10 protein-coding genes, 1 other RNA gene and 2 pseudogenes are annotated in these 17,235 nt (G+C 65.0%); 5 read left to right on the forward strand and 8 right to left on the reverse strand.

All coding sequences use genetic code 11. The annotated features are described in order from the left end of the window. Positions 1–151: 151 nt before the first annotated feature. On the reverse strand, positions 152–1,552 hold the full coding sequence (locus tag M0D43_RS07865; protein WP_252164203.1) for a glycoside hydrolase family 28 protein: 1,401 nt from the start codon (positions 1,550–1,552) through the stop codon (positions 152–154). Positions 1,553–2,280: 728 nt separating this feature from the next. On the opposite strand from M0D43_RS07865, the gene M0D43_RS07870 reads away from it, so the two are divergent. Next, positions 2,281–2,664: a hypothetical protein gene (locus tag M0D43_RS07870; protein WP_252164204.1), complete on the forward strand. Its 384-nt coding sequence runs from the start codon at positions 2,281–2,283 to the stop codon at positions 2,662–2,664. A gap of 259 nt (positions 2,665–2,923) precedes the next feature. Here the strand turns inward: M0D43_RS07870 and rodA are convergent, their stop codons facing one another. From rodA to M0D43_RS07900, 6 genes are all read right to left on the reverse strand, one after another. Next, entirely contained in the window at positions 2,924–4,042 is a 1,119-nt protein-coding gene (rodA, locus tag M0D43_RS07875; protein WP_252164205.1) for a rod shape-determining protein RodA, read from the reverse strand. Then, positions 4,039–6,099, reverse strand: coding sequence for a penicillin-binding protein 2 (mrdA, locus tag M0D43_RS07880; RefSeq protein WP_252164206.1), 2,061 nt, complete (start codon positions 6,097–6,099; stop codon positions 4,039–4,041). Before mrdA ends, rodA begins: the two co-directional genes overlap by 4 nt. 3 nt (positions 6,100–6,102) lie before the next feature. Next, entirely contained in the window at positions 6,103–6,588 is a 486-nt protein-coding gene (mreD, locus tag M0D43_RS07885; protein WP_252164207.1) for a rod shape-determining protein MreD, read from the reverse strand. Continuing rightward, a complete protein-coding gene (mreC, locus tag M0D43_RS07890; protein ID WP_252164208.1) occupies positions 6,585–7,907 on the reverse strand; it encodes a rod shape-determining protein MreC in 1,323 nt (440 codons plus the stop codon). Before mreC ends, mreD begins: the two co-directional genes overlap by 4 nt. An 80-nt stretch (positions 7,908–7,987) precedes the next feature. Beyond that, a non-coding RNA gene (locus M0D43_RS07895) (sX9 sRNA) lies at positions 7,988–8,062 on the reverse strand. A 160-nt stretch (positions 8,063–8,222) separates the two neighbouring features. Then, on the reverse strand, positions 8,223–9,269 hold the full coding sequence (locus tag M0D43_RS07900) for a rod shape-determining protein (RefSeq protein WP_003482734.1): 1,047 nt from the start codon (positions 9,267–9,269) through the stop codon (positions 8,223–8,225). Between the two features lie 275 nt (positions 9,270–9,544). Between M0D43_RS07900 and M0D43_RS07905 the strand changes: the two genes are divergently transcribed. The 4 genes and pseudogenes from M0D43_RS07905 to M0D43_RS07920 all read left to right on the forward strand — a co-directional run bounded on the left by M0D43_RS07905 (position 9,545) and on the right by M0D43_RS07920 (position 14,362). Then, positions 9,545–10,477: a carbohydrate kinase family protein gene (locus M0D43_RS07905; protein WP_252164209.1), complete on the forward strand. Its 933-nt coding sequence runs from the start codon at positions 9,545–9,547 to the stop codon at positions 10,475–10,477. Positions 10,478–10,923: 446 nt separating this feature from the next. Continuing rightward, positions 10,924–11,450: pseudogene (locus M0D43_RS07910) on the forward strand (hypothetical protein). 44 nt (positions 11,451–11,494) lie between these two features. Continuing rightward, positions 11,495–12,010: pseudogene (locus M0D43_RS07915) on the forward strand (XVIPCD domain-containing protein); the annotation flags it as partial. 366 nt (positions 12,011–12,376) lie between these two features. Continuing rightward, positions 12,377–14,362 (forward strand): sigma-54-dependent Fis family transcriptional regulator, encoded by a 1,986-nt coding sequence (locus M0D43_RS07920; RefSeq protein WP_252164987.1) that lies wholly within the window; start codon positions 12,377–12,379, stop codon positions 14,360–14,362. 487 nt (positions 14,363–14,849) lie between these two features. Here M0D43_RS07920 and M0D43_RS07925 read toward each other — a convergent pair whose 3' ends face one another. Beyond that, positions 14,850–17,234: a TonB-dependent receptor gene (locus M0D43_RS07925; protein WP_252164210.1), complete on the reverse strand. Its 2,385-nt coding sequence runs from the start codon at positions 17,232–17,234 to the stop codon at positions 14,850–14,852. Between the last annotated feature and the right edge of the window lies 1 nt (position 17,235).

Here is a 17,235-nt window from a genome sequence, read left to right on the forward strand (position 1 = left end):
GCCGATGCCTCAGGACGGCTCGATGGCTCAACCCGTCGGTTGGACCGATCGATGCCAAGGCGCCAGACACTGCAGCACCTCTCGGTGCTGCAGCGTCGCGGGGGAGAACAGAAGATCGGGCGCAGCGCGAGGACCGGCTGCGCCGGATCGGTCACAGTGCCGGGAAATGCGGTGCCGTCGAGCAGGCCGGGATGGCACCACTCACTTGCACCGGGCCGGTAGTGACACCGGTACCGGTCGGCGTCAGATCACTGTTGACCAGCCCGATCTGTGCGTCGCTGGCACTGACGGACTTGTTGCCTGTCGCAAGATTGGCCAGCACCAGGTCCAACGGCGTCTGCGCATCGTAGCCCTTCAGGATCCAACCCTTGCCCTTGAGCCCGGCATCGGCGGTGGTGCGCAAACCGTTGACGACGATCTCCTTGAAGCTGGGCTTGGTTCCGCCGGTACCGGACGCATAGAACGGGTTGATCACCAGCGGGCTGGTCACGCCGAACAGGCAGGTGTTGCGGTAGGTGATCAGGCTGACCGGGCCGCCCTTGACGATACTGGTCTTGATGCGCAACCCGTTGTTGTCGGTACTGTGGTTGCCGGCATCGTCGGTGGCGGTGATGACGTTGTTGTCGACCAGCACATTGTTGACCCCGAACATCACTTCGCTGCCGATCGAGATGCCGTGGGTGCCGTAGCAACGGTTGTCGCGCACGGTGATGTTGCCGGACGTGGAGGCGATGGTCTTGATCGCCACGCAATCGTCTCCGCCCATCACATCGTTGTCGACCAGACTGGCGTTGGTCACGCTGTCCAGGTCCAGCCCATCGGTGTTGGGGCTGGTGGCCGGCGATTTCACGCGCACGCCCCAAATGGTCAGGTCGTCGACGATATGCGCGAAGAAATGGAAGTACGCCGCGTTGATCAAGTTGATGTCGTACAGCGTAAACGCCGTGGAATTCTGCACCTTGATCAGGTCCGGGCTGTTCTGCACCTGGCCGGCGTTCTTGGCCGCCTCCCCGAACTCCCACCAAGTGGTGGTCTTGCCCAGCATGGGCAGGTCGCCGCGGCCATCGATGGTGCCCTGGCTGCCATTGCGGCGTATCCCCATCAGCCCCGACCCGGCGCCCTTGATGGCGATCAACGGCAGACAGCTGCCGCTCCTGGCGCCTGCCGTGCCGCAACCGCTGCCGTAGTCGGCGGGGTTGCGCGAGCCGTACACGGTGACGCCTTGATCGACGACCAGCGTCACGCCAGCGGGGATCGACAACGGACCAGTCAGAAAGGCATCGCCGCTACCGGCGGTCAACAGCACACTGCCGTGCTTGCCGATGCAGCCGTTCAGCGCGGCCTGGATGGCCTGGGTATCGGGCGGCGCGCTTTCCAATGTCGGATCGAATTGCCGATCGCTGGCGGTCCGGCCGGCACGCAGCAGCTTGCAGGTGGCGGGAACGACCGGCTCGGACAGCGGACGGGAATCGCCGGTGGCGAAATCGATGGCGGCGGCATGGCCGGCCAGCGTCAAACAGGCACCGCCGATGGCGGTGGCGAGCAGGTTCATCAGGAAGATCACTCGAATGCTAAGGAACCTATCGCTTGCACGTCACGATCGACGCACTCGCGCCAGCATGCGCACTCTACAAGCGGCCGGCGCATCTGGCTGCAACAGTTGCGAATCGGCCACCGTGGCACCGAACCGTTTTGCCCCCAGAGCAAGTCTTTACAGGCTCCCGCATAACTCCAGACGGCGACGCGACGGCAAGGACGCTGGATCCAGAGCCCTCAGGGGGACTGATGGTCCTCCGTCTGAAAGCCGACTGCCATCGCCATCGCCATCGATGCCGACTGAAGGAGCCATGGCGATGCGCTGCAACTGTTCGGTAGCGAGCGGCCGACGATCACCCGCGCTGGCTGCTGCACAGGATTGCGCTGTTGTGTGCCTTGCACGCGCGATGGCATGGGTATCGTTGAGCCTTCATTCCAGTCACCCCAGGCCGCGGGTGTATGCCCATTTTATTCGTGGGCAACAGTGAATTTAATTCGCATAGTTTCAATTGGCAAATAATACCCCACCCTCTCATTTTACTCAAATTATATTAGATAAAATTACCGTTATATATAACACCATCCGACCCTGACGCTTTCGTGACTTTCTCCGCAATTCCGTCTTAATCATTAACTTCGCTATGGACAAAATACGTGATGCTCAGGCAACAATTAAAAGCACCACTCGCAATATCCCCCGCAGCCTTCAACAGGCCGCACTTCCCCAACGGAAATTAAATTTAAATGACCATATATTCGAACGCGCGTGATTTCAGAAAAGCCGCATTTTGTGCCGTGCTCGCATTGGCAGGCGGCGTCGCAACGACGGCCAGCGCGCAGCAGGCCATTCCCATTTTTGCGACAAATAAAAACGCCGGCGTGAAAGCAATTTTCGTACAGAACGTCAACGTATACAGCGGATGGTTCTGCACCCCGGTGCCTTCGAATGGCAGAACCACACGCCTTGCCTCGGTTCTTGTCGGCTCCACATTTCGAGTAGGTGGATTCAGCACGACCGACTGCAAACTCGGCACTGCGCTGAGAACCCTGAATCAGCCGACTTTTACAGTCGGCAACGGGTTTCAGGTCTTTATCGACGTTAACGGCAGCATCCAGATCACTCAATAACGCTACGACGCTCCCCCACTGACACGCGCGGCAGCCCTTCCTGCCACGGGCTGCCGCGCTGCCGGCAAAAAGGACGATGCTGAAGGCGTTCCTGCCGTGCGATCCCAGCACTGGCGCAAGTGCCTGCTGGACAATGCGGGAATGGACGAAGTCCTGGCGCGTACGATTGCCTTGCTCGGCGCGATGGCATGGACATCCTCGAGCGCCTTGTTCGGTCGCTGCGTGCATCGCTGCTTGAGCGGCAGATGTTCGGGACGGCTCAGTAACCGTGCACCGGGCGATGCGACTTTACTGCCATGACCAAGCCAAGGCCGGCCAGCAACGACACCGCCGAGGTGCCGCCGTAACTCATCAGCGGCATCGGCACACCCACTACTGGCAACAGGCCGGAGATCATGCCGCCGTTGACCACCACATAGACGAAAAACGCCAGGCCGGTGGCGCCGGCAACCAGGCGCGAATAGGTGTCGCGCGCCTGCGAGGCGATCCACAGGCAGCGGCCGATGACGATGAGATACAACGTCAGCACGGTGGCTACGCCGATCCAGCCGAATTCTTCGCTGAGCACCGAAAACGCAAAGTCGGTGGTCTGTTCGGGAATGAAGTTCAGATGCGATTGCGAGCCCAGGCCCCAGCCCTTGCCGTTCAACCCGCCCGAGCCAATCGCGATCTTGGACTGGATGATGTTCCAGCCCGCGCCGAGCGCGTCGTTCTCGGGGTTGAGGAACATCATGATGCGGTCCTTCTGGTACGGCCGCAGCAGCCAGAACCACGCCACCGGCGCAGCCGCAGACACACCGCCCACCCCAACCGCCACCCACCACCACGGCAAGCCGGCGAGCAGCAGCACGAACACGCCGCTGGCCGCGATCAACACGCCGGTACCGAAGTCCGGCTGCAACATGATCAGCGCGGTGGGCACGCCGATGATCACGCAGGTCACCAGCACGGTGGAAATGCGCGGCGGCAGCGGCATGCGATGCAGATACCAGGCGGCCATCATCGGCAGGCTGATCTTGAGCAGTTCGGCTGGCTGCAGGTAAAACACTTTCAGATCCAGCCACTGCCGGCCGTATTTACCGGTGCCCAGCGCGAAGACCGCCAGCAGCGGCAGCATCGACAAGCCATACACCCACGGTGTCCAGGCACGCAGGCGTAGCACCGACATGCGTGAAATGCCCCACATCGCCGCCACGCCGATGATGAAGCGGATACCTTGCGCCAGCATCAGGTGCTCGCCGTTGGCAGTGCCGCCGGCGCTCTTGAGCACCGACAGACCGATCGCCATCAGCCCGCCCAGCGCCAGACACAGCAGCCAGTCCAGGCTGCGCGTGAAGCGCGCGGCCATGTCCACCAACCAGCGCAGGATGTCGCTCAATGGTCGGTCTCCTGCACTGCGTCCGGCACATCCGGCACCACCGGCTGCGCGGGCCTGTTGGGGTCCAGCGCAACGGCGGTCTGGCCGATGACCACCGGCAGCTCATCCAGCGTAGCGGCAGCGGCATCGCCGGCTGCGCGCGCATCGGTGACGCCGGCTTCGAACTGATTGACGCCCACTGCGGTCATGCCGAGCTCGCTGTCCAGCGGCTCCAGGCCCGCGGGCATCTTGCCCAGCAACCAGGCATCAAAAATCTTGCGTGCAATCGGCGCCGCCGAGCTGGTGCCGAAGCCGCCACCCTCCACCGCGACCGCGACTGCGATGACCGGGTTATCGGCCGGCGCGAAGCCGACGAACAGGCCGCGGTGGCGCAGATGCAACGGCAAGCTGCGCGGGTCCACCGCCGCCACGCCCTTGCGGCTGACCACCTGTGCGGTACCGGTCTTGCCGGCCATCTGATACGGCGCACCAGGCGTAATGGCATAGCCGGTGCCGCCGGGCCGCATGGTGTCCATCATGCCTTCGCGCACTACCTGCAGATGCGCCGCATTCGTGCTGATGGGCTTGCCCGGCGGCTGGATCATCGGCTCCCAGGGGTGATCAAAGCCGGTGCGTTCTTCCAGCACCAGATGCGGGCGCAACAACAGGCCACTGGCGATCGCCGAGACGCCGCGCACCAGTTGCAGCGGCGTCACCTTCCAGTCGCCCTGACCAATGGCAATGTTGACCGTGTCGCCGGGATACCAGCGCTCCTTGCGGGTTTTGTACTTGTAGGCCGGCGATGGCAGGATGCCGCCGATTTCGCCCAGCAGGTCCACCCCGGTCGGCTGGCCGAAGCCGTAGTCGCCCAGGTAGTGGTCGAAGCGCTCGATGCCCATATCCACCGCCAGGCGGTAGTAATAGGTATTGACCGATTGGGCGATGGATTTGCGCAGGTCGGTCCAGCCATGGCCGCCGCGGTGCGAATCGCCCCAGCCGCGGCTGACCCCGGGCAGGTAGAACATGCCGGTGGACAGCACCCGGTCCTCGGGTCGGCGCAGGCCGCTGTCCAGACCCGCCAGCGCGATCAACGGCTTGAGCGTGGAGCCCGGCGCCACACCACCCAGCACCAGCCGGTTGAACTGCGGCCGCGACGGGTTGTCGTTGAGCATCTTGAAATCGGTATGCGAGATGCCGTTGACGAACAGGTTGGGGTCGTAACTGGGCAGGCTGACCATGCCCAGGATCTCGCCAGTACGCGGGTCCATCGCAATGGCCGCGCCTTCGTGTTCGCCGAACGCGGCCACCATCGCGCGCTGCAGATCGGCGTCTACCGACAGGCGCAGGTCCGCACCCGATTGCGGCGCGACCCGGCCAACGGTGCGGATGGCCCGCCCCTGCACATTGGTTTCGACCTGCTCGTAACCGACCTGCCCGCGCAGATCCTGCTCGTAATAGCGCTCCAGCCCGGATTTGCCCATATGGGTGAGCGCGGCATTGCCCTCGCCCAGCACTGCCAGGTCTTTTTCGTCGATACGCCCCACGTAGCCGATGATGTGCGCGAACAACGGGCCGTAGGGATAACGCCGGGTCAGATACGGCTCCAGCTCCACGCCCGGAAAGCGCCAGCGCTCCACCGCAAACCGCGCCATCTCTTCATCGCTCATGCGCAGCTTGAGCGTCACCGGCAGGAAGCTGCGCCGTGCGTGCCGCTCGCGATTGAAGCGCTCCAGATCCTCCGGCGAGATCGGGATCACCTTGCCCAGCGCGTCCAGCATGGCATTCATGTCGGTGACCTTGTCGGGGGTCACGTCCAGGCGGAAGGCCGGCACGTTTTCGGCCAGCAGCCGGCCGGTGCGGTCGTAGATCATGCCGCGCCCGGGCACGACCGGCCTGGGCTTGATGCGGTTGGCCTCCGAGCGCGTGGCGTAAACCTCGTGGTCGAGCACCTGCAGCTTGAAATACCAGCCGCCCAGGCCGACCAGACAGATCACCACCATCACAAAGCCCAGCACCGCGCGGCGGCGGAACTGTTCGGCCTCCGCATGCGGATTCTTCGGATGACGGCGCCCGTGCATGGCTTACTTCTTGCTCCGCTTGCCCAGCCGCACCGCATCCAGCACCACGAACAGCGGCGGCCACAGCGCCATGCCCAGCAGTGGCGCCCACCAGTAACTCCACGGCAGGGTCGGCTCGCCGATCGCCAGATGCACCGCCGAGGACACGATGCGGTCGTTGAGCAGCAGTCCGCCAATGGCCAGCGCCTGCTGCGACATCGGGAAGAAACGCATCCGCGCGCGGAAGCGCTGCAGGATGAAGGTCATGATCACCAGCCGCAGCGCCTGCTCGCCGAGCAGCCCGCCATACAGCAGGTCGGCCAGCACGCCAGCCACGAAGGCCAGGCCCAGTCCGACCCGATCCGGCTCCTCGATCACCCAATACGCCAGCACCAGCGCCAGCCAGTAGGGCCGCAGCGGCTGCACCACCATCGGCAACGGCAGCAGACCCAGTACCAGCGCACTGAAGATGCTCGCCGGCAGAATCCAGGTGTTGCGCATGCGGGTCATTGGTCCGTCTCCGTTGGAGCCGGACGGGAATTGGGAATCGGGATTTGGGAATCGGTAGGAGCGGTGTTCTGCGGCGGTGAGGCGCTGCGGTTACCTGTTCCCGATGCGGCATTCCCTGACGCCCGTGAGCTCTGCGGTGACGCCGGGCGGGCATCGGGATTCTGGATGCTGGATTCGTTCGATGCAGGAGGACGGGTGGGCATGCTGGCCGGGCGGCTGGATGCTGGCGCGCTGGCCGGCTGTATGCCAGTCGTTGCCTGTGTCGGCGCGGACTGGCTACGCGGCGTGGCGCCCGATGCCGCACCTGTCGTCGGGCGTGCCGGATCGGTTGCCGCACTGGAAACGCCACCCACCGGTGTGCGCGGCGTTGCGGTCACCGGCACGTTCGCTGGCGCGGTGCTGGCGGCAGGCGCGGCATTGCCGTTGCTGCTGCTGTTCCCGATTCCCGATTCCCCATTCCCCATTCCCGGCACAATGCGCAACGGCTTGCCCGCGCGCAGCAACAACACATCGCGGCCGCGGTCGAGCTTGGCGGCGGGGGTCAGTTCACCAACCAGGAAGGCGTGGGTGTCGTCCGGGTGCAATTCGGAGACCTTGCCGACCGGAAAGCCGGCCGGGAAGCGGCCGCCCAGGCCCGAGGTGACGATTTCGTCGCCCACCTGCACGCCGGCACTGAGTGGAATGTCGCGCAATTCCAGGCGGTCGCCGCGGCCGTAGACAATCAGCCGCACGCCGTTGCGCGCGACGCTGACCGGCACGGCGTGGTCGGGGTCGGTAAGCAACAGCACGGTGGAATGCAGCGGGGTGACTTCGATCACCTGCCCCATCAGCCCGCCGGCATCGATCACCGCCTGGCCCAGCAGCACGCCGTCGCGGCTGCCGGCGTCGAGCAGCAGGCGTTGCCGGGTGGGGTCCAGATCGATGTTCAGGATCGGCGCCAGCTGCACATCCAGGCCGCGGCGCTCGGCCACGTTGAGCAATTCGCGCAGCTGCGCATTATCCAGCGCAGCAGTCTGCAACCGGGTCAGGCGCGCGTTGGCGACCAGCAGTTGATTGCGCAAATCCCGGGTTTCTTCCACTAACTGCGCATGCGTTGCAGCGTTGTCGCGCACCTGCGAGCCGATGCGCCCCGGCAGCCCGGCCACGGCCCAGATCGGCTGGATCAGCAGATTGGCCTGCATGCGTACCTGGCTCAGCCAACTGCCGCGGCTATCGAGCGCGATCAAGACGATCGCCAGCACCAGATAGACCAGCAAGCGCAGCGTGGAGGTGACTTCGCCCGGACGGGAGGCGACGGGAGGACCGGCGTAGGAGGGCACTGTCAGGGCCGGGATTGGGGAATCGGGAATGGGGAATCGGAGAGCGCTGTGCTGCCCTTGGTGCGGCTGAGGCTAGGAGCGGCTAACAAAACGTAGCGAGCAATCGTCAGGTGGGTGCGGGCGGCGCTCAGGAACCGTAGTGTACGGGGGTGCATAAGGAGTCCGAGCACCGGCCACGCCCGCCTGGCGGCTGCGCAGTAGTTTTGATGGCTGCTCTGAAACCCAAATCGGCGGGACCGCGTGGTAACCGCACAGGGCCGCAGGCAGGGAATGTTTTTACGATTCCCCAATCCCGATGCCCGATTCCCGTCCCCATCACTCCGGCGCGAAGAACTCATTGCCGTGCATGTCCACCAGCTCCAGTGCACGGCCGCCGCCGCGGGCCACGCAGGTGAGCGGGTCGTCGGCCACCTGCACGTGCAGGCCGGTTTCTTCGGAGATCAGGCGATCCAGGTCGCGCAGCAGCGCGCCGCCGCCGGTGAGCACGATGCCGCGCTCGGCGACGTCGGCGCACAGTTCCGGCGGGGTCTGCTCCAGCGCCAGCTTCACTGCCGAGACAATGCCCGACAACGGCTCGTGCAGCGCTTCCAGCACTTCGTTGGAGTTGATCTTGATCATCTTCGGCACGCCCTCGGCGAGGTTACGGCCGGAGATTTCCATCTCCTGCACCTCGTCCTGCGGATAGGCGCACCCGATCTGCAGCTTGATGCGCTCGGCGGTGGCTTCGCCGATCAGCATGCCGTGGTTACGGCGCACGTAATTGGTGATCGACTCGTCGAAACGGTCGCCGCCCACGCGCACCGACTGCGAGTAGACGATGCCGTTGAGCGAGATGACCGCCACTTCGGTGGTGCCGCCGCCGATGTCGATGACCATCGAACCGCGCGCCTCGGTCACCGGCATGCCGGCACCGATCGCCGCGGCCATGGGTTCTTCGATCAGATAGACATCGCGCGCACCGGCCTCTTCCGCCGATTCCTTGATGGCGCGGCGCTCGACCTGCGTGGAGCCTGCCGGCACGCACACCAGCACGCGCGGGCTCGGGCGCAGGAAGCGCGACTTGTGCACCTTCTTGATGAAGTGCTTCAGCATCGCCTCGGTGTAGGTGAAGTCGGCGATGACGCCGTCCTTCATCGGGCGGATCGTGGTGATGTGGCCGGGGGTACGGCCGAGCATCTGCTTGGCCTCGGCGCCGACCGCGGCCACCGAGCGCGTGCCGCCGATTGCGCGGTCCTGACGCACCGCAACCACCGACGGCTCGTTCAGCACGATGCCCTGTCCGCGCACGTAGATCAGCGTATTGGCCGTGCCCAGATCGATGGACAGGTCGTTGGAGAACATGCCGCGCAGTTTCTTGAACATCGAGGGAATTGTTCCTGGGTAAGTCGCGTGCCCGCCGCCAGACTGGCGAAATTTTGGGCAGAAAACGAAGTCCGCTAGCCTAGCAATCCACCCCGGTGCGGGCAAGGAAAAATCGGAGAATGCGCATCTGTTTTCATGTGCCGGTCACGCCGGACATGGCATGCGGTTCTGGCCCTGATCGGTCGCAGCCGTTACCCTTTGCGCCGCGGCGCTCGCGTCGTCCCGCTGCCATGCCCGGCAATTGGCGGGTTTTCCTAACGCAAAGGCCTGACTCGATGTCCGCACTGATCTGTGGTTCCCTCGCCTACGACACCATCATGGTGTTTCCGGACCAGTTCAAGAACCACATCCTGCCGGACAAGGTGCACATCCTGAATGTGTCGTTCCTGGTGCCGCGCATGCGCCGCGAGTTCGGCGGCTGCGCCGGCAACATCGCCTACAACCTGCACCTGCTCGGTGGCGCGCCGATTCCGATGGGCACCGTGGGCCAGGACTTCGGCCCCTACCGCGAACACTTCGAAACGCTGGGCATCGATCTGTCGCGGGTGAAGATCATCGAGGACCTGTTCACCCCGCAGGCCTTCATCACCACCGACCACGACAACAACCAGATCACCGCGTTCCACCCGGGCGCGATGATGCGCAGCTACGAGAATCACGTGAAGGACGTGCCGGGCGTGACCCTGGGCCTGGTGGGCCCCGACGGGCGCGAAGGCATGATCCAGAACGCGGAAGAGTTCGCTGCTGCCGGCATCCCCTTTATCTTCGATCCCGGCCAGGCGATGCCGCTATTCAACGGCCCGGAACTGCGCCAGTTCATCGAGCAGGCCCAGTACGTGGTGGTCAACGACTACGAGTCCAACCTGTTGCAGGAACGTACCGGCTGGGACGAGAAGGACATCGTCTCGCGCGTGCAGGCCTACATCACCACCCAGGGCCCGAAGGGCGCGCTGGTGCATACCCCGGAAAAGACCTACGACATTCCGCCGGCGCACGAGCGCCGCGTGGTCGACCCGACCGGTTGCGGCGACGCCTTCCGCGCCGGCCTGATCTACGGCATCCAGAGCGGCTACGACTGGCTGACCATCGGCCGCATGGGCAACCTGATGGGCGCGCTGAAGGTGGAGCACCCCGGCACCCAGAACCAGCGCTTCGACTTCGCCGAGTTCAACGACCAGTTCAAGCAGCAGTTCGGCTACGCGCTGTAACGGCGGCCGGATGATGCCCGCCGCGCCGAGCGGGCACCCTGCCTTCGCTTGCGGAGGCGCTGGCGCGGGAATAGGCTCGTCGTGTTCGCGTCAATGGAGGATGCCATGGGACATGTGCGTGTTCCGTCCGGCGGAAGCCTGACCTCGGCGAACAACGCCGTCCGCCTTTGCCTGGCGCTATGCACCGCCGCCTTGTGCGGATGCGGCAACGCCGGGCAGCCGTCCTCCCCCCTGCTTCAATCCCCACCGAGACCGAGCACGCTCGCGCCATCACGTCGCCCGCTGCGCCCGCGAACACCACGGCAGCGCCACAGCGACCTTCGCCAGGCCACTACGCCACAGAGCGCGGCTGGGGGCAGCTCACGATAGAGCCCGAGACGCAAGATGCCTCCAGCTTCTCGCTGGAAACGCTCAACGCCGATGCCAGTTGCAGCTTCAATGGCAAGTTGCGCGGCACCCAGGCGGCGGTAGACGACGGCGATCATCCGGGCACCTGCACCCTGGAAATCGCCAAGGCTGGGGCAGGCGCCGCGATCCGCGCCGCGAGCGGCAGCGAAAACGCGTGTCGGGAGTATTGCGGCGACAAGGCAGCTTCGAAGGCAATTACCTGCCGCTGGCGGCGACTTGCGAACCGGCAGCCGTGCAGCGCACGCGCAAAGCGTTCCAGTCGCTCTACAATCAAAAGGACTATGTGAAAGCCGAGGCGACGCTGGCGCCGCTTTATCGCAGTTGCCTGGCGACTTCCAGCTTCAGCGATGAAGGGGCCATTCGCAACGATTACGCCATCACCCAGCACAGGCTAGGCGACGATGCCGGGTGCCTGGAGACACTGGCGCCCTATCGCGACGACGCCAGCCGCAGCGATGAGGCCATCACCGACGGCATGAGCCCGGCGATCGTCGACGATTACCTTGGGGCGATCCACGCTGCGCGCACCAACCTCAAACTCTGCGGCGGCGGCGCGGCGGGCTAGCGCGGATCGCCATCCAAGGGTGCACAACGTTAAGGAGAACGGACATGGCAGACCCGAGTAACGGCACGACCACGACCAAGCCGCAATTACGCGATACCGAACTGAAGACGCTGGCATATTTCGCCATCGGCGTGTCGTCCGAGGGCAGCATCGGCCCCAAGAACGTGGCCTACCTCCTGTCCTTCGCCGGCACCGCCGCCAACGGCAAGATGACCCCGGTAGGGAACAGCGGATTCACCATCGGCACGCTGCAGACCGACTTCGGCGCACACCCGGAGGTGGCCACCGACTTGGTGTCCGCCTATCAGATCTGGGCTGCAAAGCAGACGCCGAGCCTGACGCTGTCGGAAAGCGAAAAGGCCCAAACGACCACCGACCTGCAGCGCGACGGCAAGGCCATCAAGGCGGACAACAATCGCGCGCTGGACGAAACGGTGCGCGGCAAACTCAACAAGTTCCTGACTTCCGATGACGGCGTGAGCTTCGTGCACGCTCACGACCGAACGCAGGTCGAGCGCCTGCTGCGTCCAGGCGACGGCAACAAGGACCTGGGCGGCGCGCACAAGCGCGCCGCGGTGAACGTTGAGCGCTCACCACTCCGGTGGAGCTATCGGACCAGAAGCTGCAGGCGGCAAACCTGGCGATCGGCAAGGAGCTGCAACAAGCCAGGCAAGCCGAGCTGGAACGCGGCATGGACGCACCCACCCGCGGTAGACCAGCGATGGCCTAGGGACGGCAGGCACCCGATCGACAGCCGCGCGGGTGCGCTCTGCGGCCATGCTGCGCGACGGCCATTCCCGCGGCTGGGCTGCTGATCCGGCTCCCCACATCTCCAATCCTGCTTTTGCTGCACCGCGGTTTGAGCCTCGCCCCGGTTTGTGCGTCACTGCCGCTCTAGTCCCGGGTAGGGACCGAGGATGCGCCACGTGTCGGAAGTGACTGTCGCCAACCTCCTGCAGGCCACGGCTGGGCCCTCGTCCGCTACCGAGGCGGAATCGGCGCTGCTGACGCGGATGCGCCGCTTCCGCCAGATCGAACCGTTGCCGCCGGCGCTGGCGCGCTCGTGGCAGCGCTGCCTGGACGAATATGGGCTCAGTCCGGACGCCTCCCCTTCGCCGATGGTCCACGATGGCAGCGGGCTGCGCGAGCGCCAGCAGCGGCTCGACGAAGTGCTGCGCATCGCCAAGGTGGAGATGGAGAACCTCTACGAGCAGATCGCCGGCGGCGGCTACGCGGTGGTCTTTGCCGACGCCGAGGCGACCCTATTGCACAGCGTGCAGGACCCGGCACTGCTGCGCGAATTCCGCGAGACCGGATTGTTCTGCGGCGCCAGCTGGGCCGAGCGCTACCAGGGCACCAACGGCATCGGCACCTGCGCCGTGGAGCGCAGCGCGCTCGGCGTTCACCGCGGCGAGCATTACCTGGCCCGGCATCTGCCGCTATCGTGCAGCGGTGCGCCGATCCTCGACCCACACGGGCAATTGCTGGCGGTGCTGGATGCGTCCACGCCGGACGCGCGCGACACCAAACTGGTGCAGCGCCACACCAGCGCGCTGGTGCGCATGTCGGCGGCGCAGATCGCGCGTTCGTATTTTCTGGAGCAGTATCGGCATGCGTGGATCCTGCGCTTCCATAGCCGCCCGGAGTTCGCCGGCCTGTTGCACGAAGCGCTGATGGCGATCGGCGCCGACGGCTGCGTGCTGGCCGTCAACGAAGCGGCGCTGGAACAGCTCGGCAAGGGCGAGCGCAGCCTGTTGGTCGGGCGCGACATCTCGCAGGTGATGCAGCTGGACTTCGACACCGTGGAGCAGCGTGCGCGCAACGATGCCAGCACGCTGTGGTCGATCCGCTGCGCCTGCCACGGACGCCGCTTCTTCGCCTTGGCGCAGCCGCCGCGCCGCAACACTGTTGCTAGCGGCGCGCACGTCACCAACGCCGACAATGGCGAGGCGGCCTACTCGCCCGAACACATCGGCTCCGATCCGCGCATGCGCCACAACCTGGACAACGCGCTGAAGCTGGCCGCGCATCGTGTGTCGATCCTGCTGTGTGGCGCCACCGGCACCGGCAAGGAGGAGTTCGCCAAGGCGGTGCACCGCGGCTCGCTATGGGCGGCACGGCCGTTCGTGGCGGTGAATTGCGCGGCGATCCCTGAGGCGCTGATCGAGAGCGAACTGTTCGGCTACGCGCGCGGCGCGTTCACCGATGCCGCACGCGAAGGCCGCCACGGCAAGCTGCTGCAAGCCAGCGGCGGCACCTTGTTCCTGGACGAGATCGGCGACATGCCACTGCCGCTGCAGACGCGGCTGCTGCGCGTGCTGGAAGAACAGAGCGTGACCCCGCTGGGCAGCGACCGGGCGATGCCGCTGGAACTGCACGTGATCAGCGCCAGCCATCGCGACCTGATGCAAATGGTGGCCGCCGGCGAGTTCCGCGAAGATCTGTACTACCGCCTCAACGGCGTGGTGCTGCACCTGCCGCCGCTACGCGAGCGCAGCGACAAGGCCGAACTGATTCGTACCCTGCTGCGCGAGGAAAACAGCGAGCACAGCGTGCGCATCAGCGAAGACGCGCTGCACAAGCTGCTCAGCTACGCCTGGCCGGGCAACCTGCGCCAACTGCGCAACGTGCTGCGCACGGCCGCGGTGCTGTGCAGTGACGGAGTGATTCGCATATCGAATCTGCCGCAGGAAATCGTCGACGCCGGCAGCGCGCCCTGCCTGGTCGATGGGCGTGCGGTCGCGGCCGACGATATGCCTGGCCGCGTCGCATTGGATCAGGCCGAGCGGCTGGTGCTGCAGCAACAACTCGAACGCCACCGCTGGAATGTCAGCCGCACCGCCGACGCCCTGGGCATCAGCCGTAACACCCTGTACCGCAAGCTGCGCAAGCACAGCTTGGAGACTGGGTGATTTAAGGGCAGTGATGCGGGACTGGGCAATGGGAATTCCTTCCAGCCAATGCAGTTCTTGGCAGGTGTACTTGCAGCAATAACACAGCGACTTTCTGTCTTCAGGGGGTCGCCGCTTGTGCTCGGTGCACATGTGCCACTCGTACGTGCAGCGATCGCGAGCGGGCAAGCACAAGTCGCGATGGTCGACGTGTCAACGCGAGCAACAGATGACATGCGCCGGCTACTTTGCCGCCTGCACATCACGAGCCGCTTCCATAAGACACCGACCAAGGTTCTGGTGCGGTGCCCTCCCCGCTTGTGGGACCGATGGCGGCATGGATGCCGCCATCGAGCCACAGGGGCGGGTGTACGGCGTGTCCCGCGAGCGGTGAGCACACCGCACACGCGACCAGCGCGGCTTACCAGCGTCCCGACAACGCCACGGGCGACAACGTCCTGGGGCTAGGGTTCGCTGATACCCAAATCCCGAATCCCTGATCCCGGTCTCAAAGCGCCCAACGTAGCCCGATCAGATACTGCCGTGGTGCGCCCGGTGCGAGAAACCGCGCGGGGCCGGTCTCCACTGGCTCGTCCTGCGGGCGTGCGAGTTCACCATCGGGAAACACGTCTTCGGCCACAGCCGCGTAAGTTGCATAGCGGCGGTTGAAGACGTTGTCGACGCGCGCGAACAACGACAACCGCTCGCTGAGCGTCCAACGCCCATGCAAATCGACGAGGGCATAACCAGCGGTTCCGATGTTGATCCGCTCAGGTGCCGGCTCGCCGGCTTCGGCATTGTCGACCTGGCCGTCTTCGTTGCCGCTGGCGATGCGCCCAGATACTGCGCGCACGCCAGCGCCCAAGGTCAGCGCATCGCGCTGCCATTGCGCACCGAGTTTGAGGTTGTGACGCGGCAACGCCGCAATACGCAACCCGGGCCGTAGTGCGATCACCCGCTCGCCGGAGAGCAGTTCGCCATTGCTGCGGTACGTCGCATCCAGGTAGCTATATCCGGCCGACCATTGCCAGTCGCCGCTGCGCAGATGCAGTGCCGCATCCATCCCCTGATAGCGCGTGCGGCCGACATTGTCGAAGTAGCCCAGCTGCGTGTCCGGTGCCCGTAAGAACAGAATGTCGTCGCGATTGTCGGCGCGGTACACCGACAATGTGGCATTGCTGTCGGCAGACGGTGTCCAGCGCGCGCCCAGTTCGTAGGTGCGCGAGATGATCTGCTCCAGGCGCGGATCGGCCTGCAAGCCGGTCGGCAACCGGCACGGCTGGGTGGGGTCGGCGCAGCCCAGTTCGATGGCGGTCGGTGCACGGCTGTTCTGCGCGACCGAGCCGTACAGCGTCGCACCAGACGCGAGCCGATGGGTCAAACCCAACGATGGGTTGGCCTTGGCATAAACAAAGCGCTCGCGCGGGCGATCGCCGTCGTCGGCCGTGGAAAGAACGTTGTCCACCACCACGTGATTCCAGCGCACTGCCGCGGTGAGATGGGTGACATCGTCCAGCGCCCAGGTATCGGCAAGGAACACGCCCAGCGTCTCGGTGCTCCCGCGCACGCCGGAAAAGAATGCGCGTTCGACAGCGGGATCGGCAACGACCGAGCGGTCGGGCTGCACCCACCCGTCGCCGGTGAATTGCTGATAGCGCACATGACCGCGATCAAAGGTGACGCCGGTCGTGAGCGCATGCGCGCCCCACTGCGTGCTCAGGTTGAGTGCAACGCCTTGTGCTTGCTGACGCATCTGGGTGGTGTTGAGCACACCGGTGTGCAGCGCATCGGCATCGGTGCGGGCGACATCGCAAGCGGCATCCAGCGCGCTGCCATCGGCGGCATATCCGGACGCGCATTCTTCGACGAACGCTTCGTATTCTTCGCCGATATCGCCATTGACGGTGTCGCGGCGCCCTGCGCGCGAGTAAGCGAGGGCGTGCAACGCGGTGTCTTCATCGAAACGATGATCCAACTGGGCGGTCAACAACGTGTTGCGATTGCGGGTGAGATCGGGCGAGGTGTACACCGAACGCCGATCGGCGCGATACAGGCCTGGCTCCGGACCTTCGTCGGTGTAGCGTGTATCCGGCAGCAGACCATTGCCGATCAGACGGCTGCGCCCATGCAGCAACGACAGGCTCCAGTCGGTCTGCTCGCCTTGCTTACCGACTTTGCCAAACACGGTGCCAAGCCGACCTTCGGAGGCATCCCGCCAGCCGTTTTCATCGAAACCGGTCACCGCAACAAAGCCATGCCAGCCGTCCGCGCCAGCGATGCCGTAACTGGCATCCAGCCGCCTGCGCGCGCCGCTGCCGATGCTCACTTCGCCGTGCACTCCGGGTGCGGTCAGTCCGGATGCGGTGGACAGCACTACTGCCCCACCCAACGTGTTGGGCCCGAACAACGGGTTGGAACCAGGCATCAGCGTCACGGCGGTGATTGCCGATTCGGGCAGCATGTCCCAACTGACGATATCGGCGAACGGTTCGTTGAGCCGCACGCCATCCAGATAGACCGACACGCCTTGCGACGCGCCCGGCAGCGCAGAGGCGCGAAAGCCATGGAAGGTGAGATCGTTCTGGAAGGCGCTGCCTTGCACATCATTGCCGTCCACGCCGACGAAACGCCGCTGCAGTAGATCGCTCAGGTTGTTGCTGCGGCCGCGTGATAGCTCGGCGTTGCTCGCCGATTGCACCATGTACGGCAATTGCGCCGCATCGATGGTGGTGCCGGGGATCGGCGTGGCGGTCACCTCGACACGGTCCAGCCAGGTGATTTGCGGTGCATCGGCTGCAGCAACCAATGCACTGTGTGCGAGCAAGGCGATGATGCATGCGCCTGCCAGTGCATGACGGTGCAGCCTTGCTGTCCTGCCTCTTTCTGCTGCCATC

Origin of the sequence: Xanthomonas prunicola (assembly GCF_025266575.1) — a bacterium.
Classification (GTDB): Bacteria; Pseudomonadota; Gammaproteobacteria; order Xanthomonadales; family Xanthomonadaceae; genus Xanthomonas; species Xanthomonas prunicola.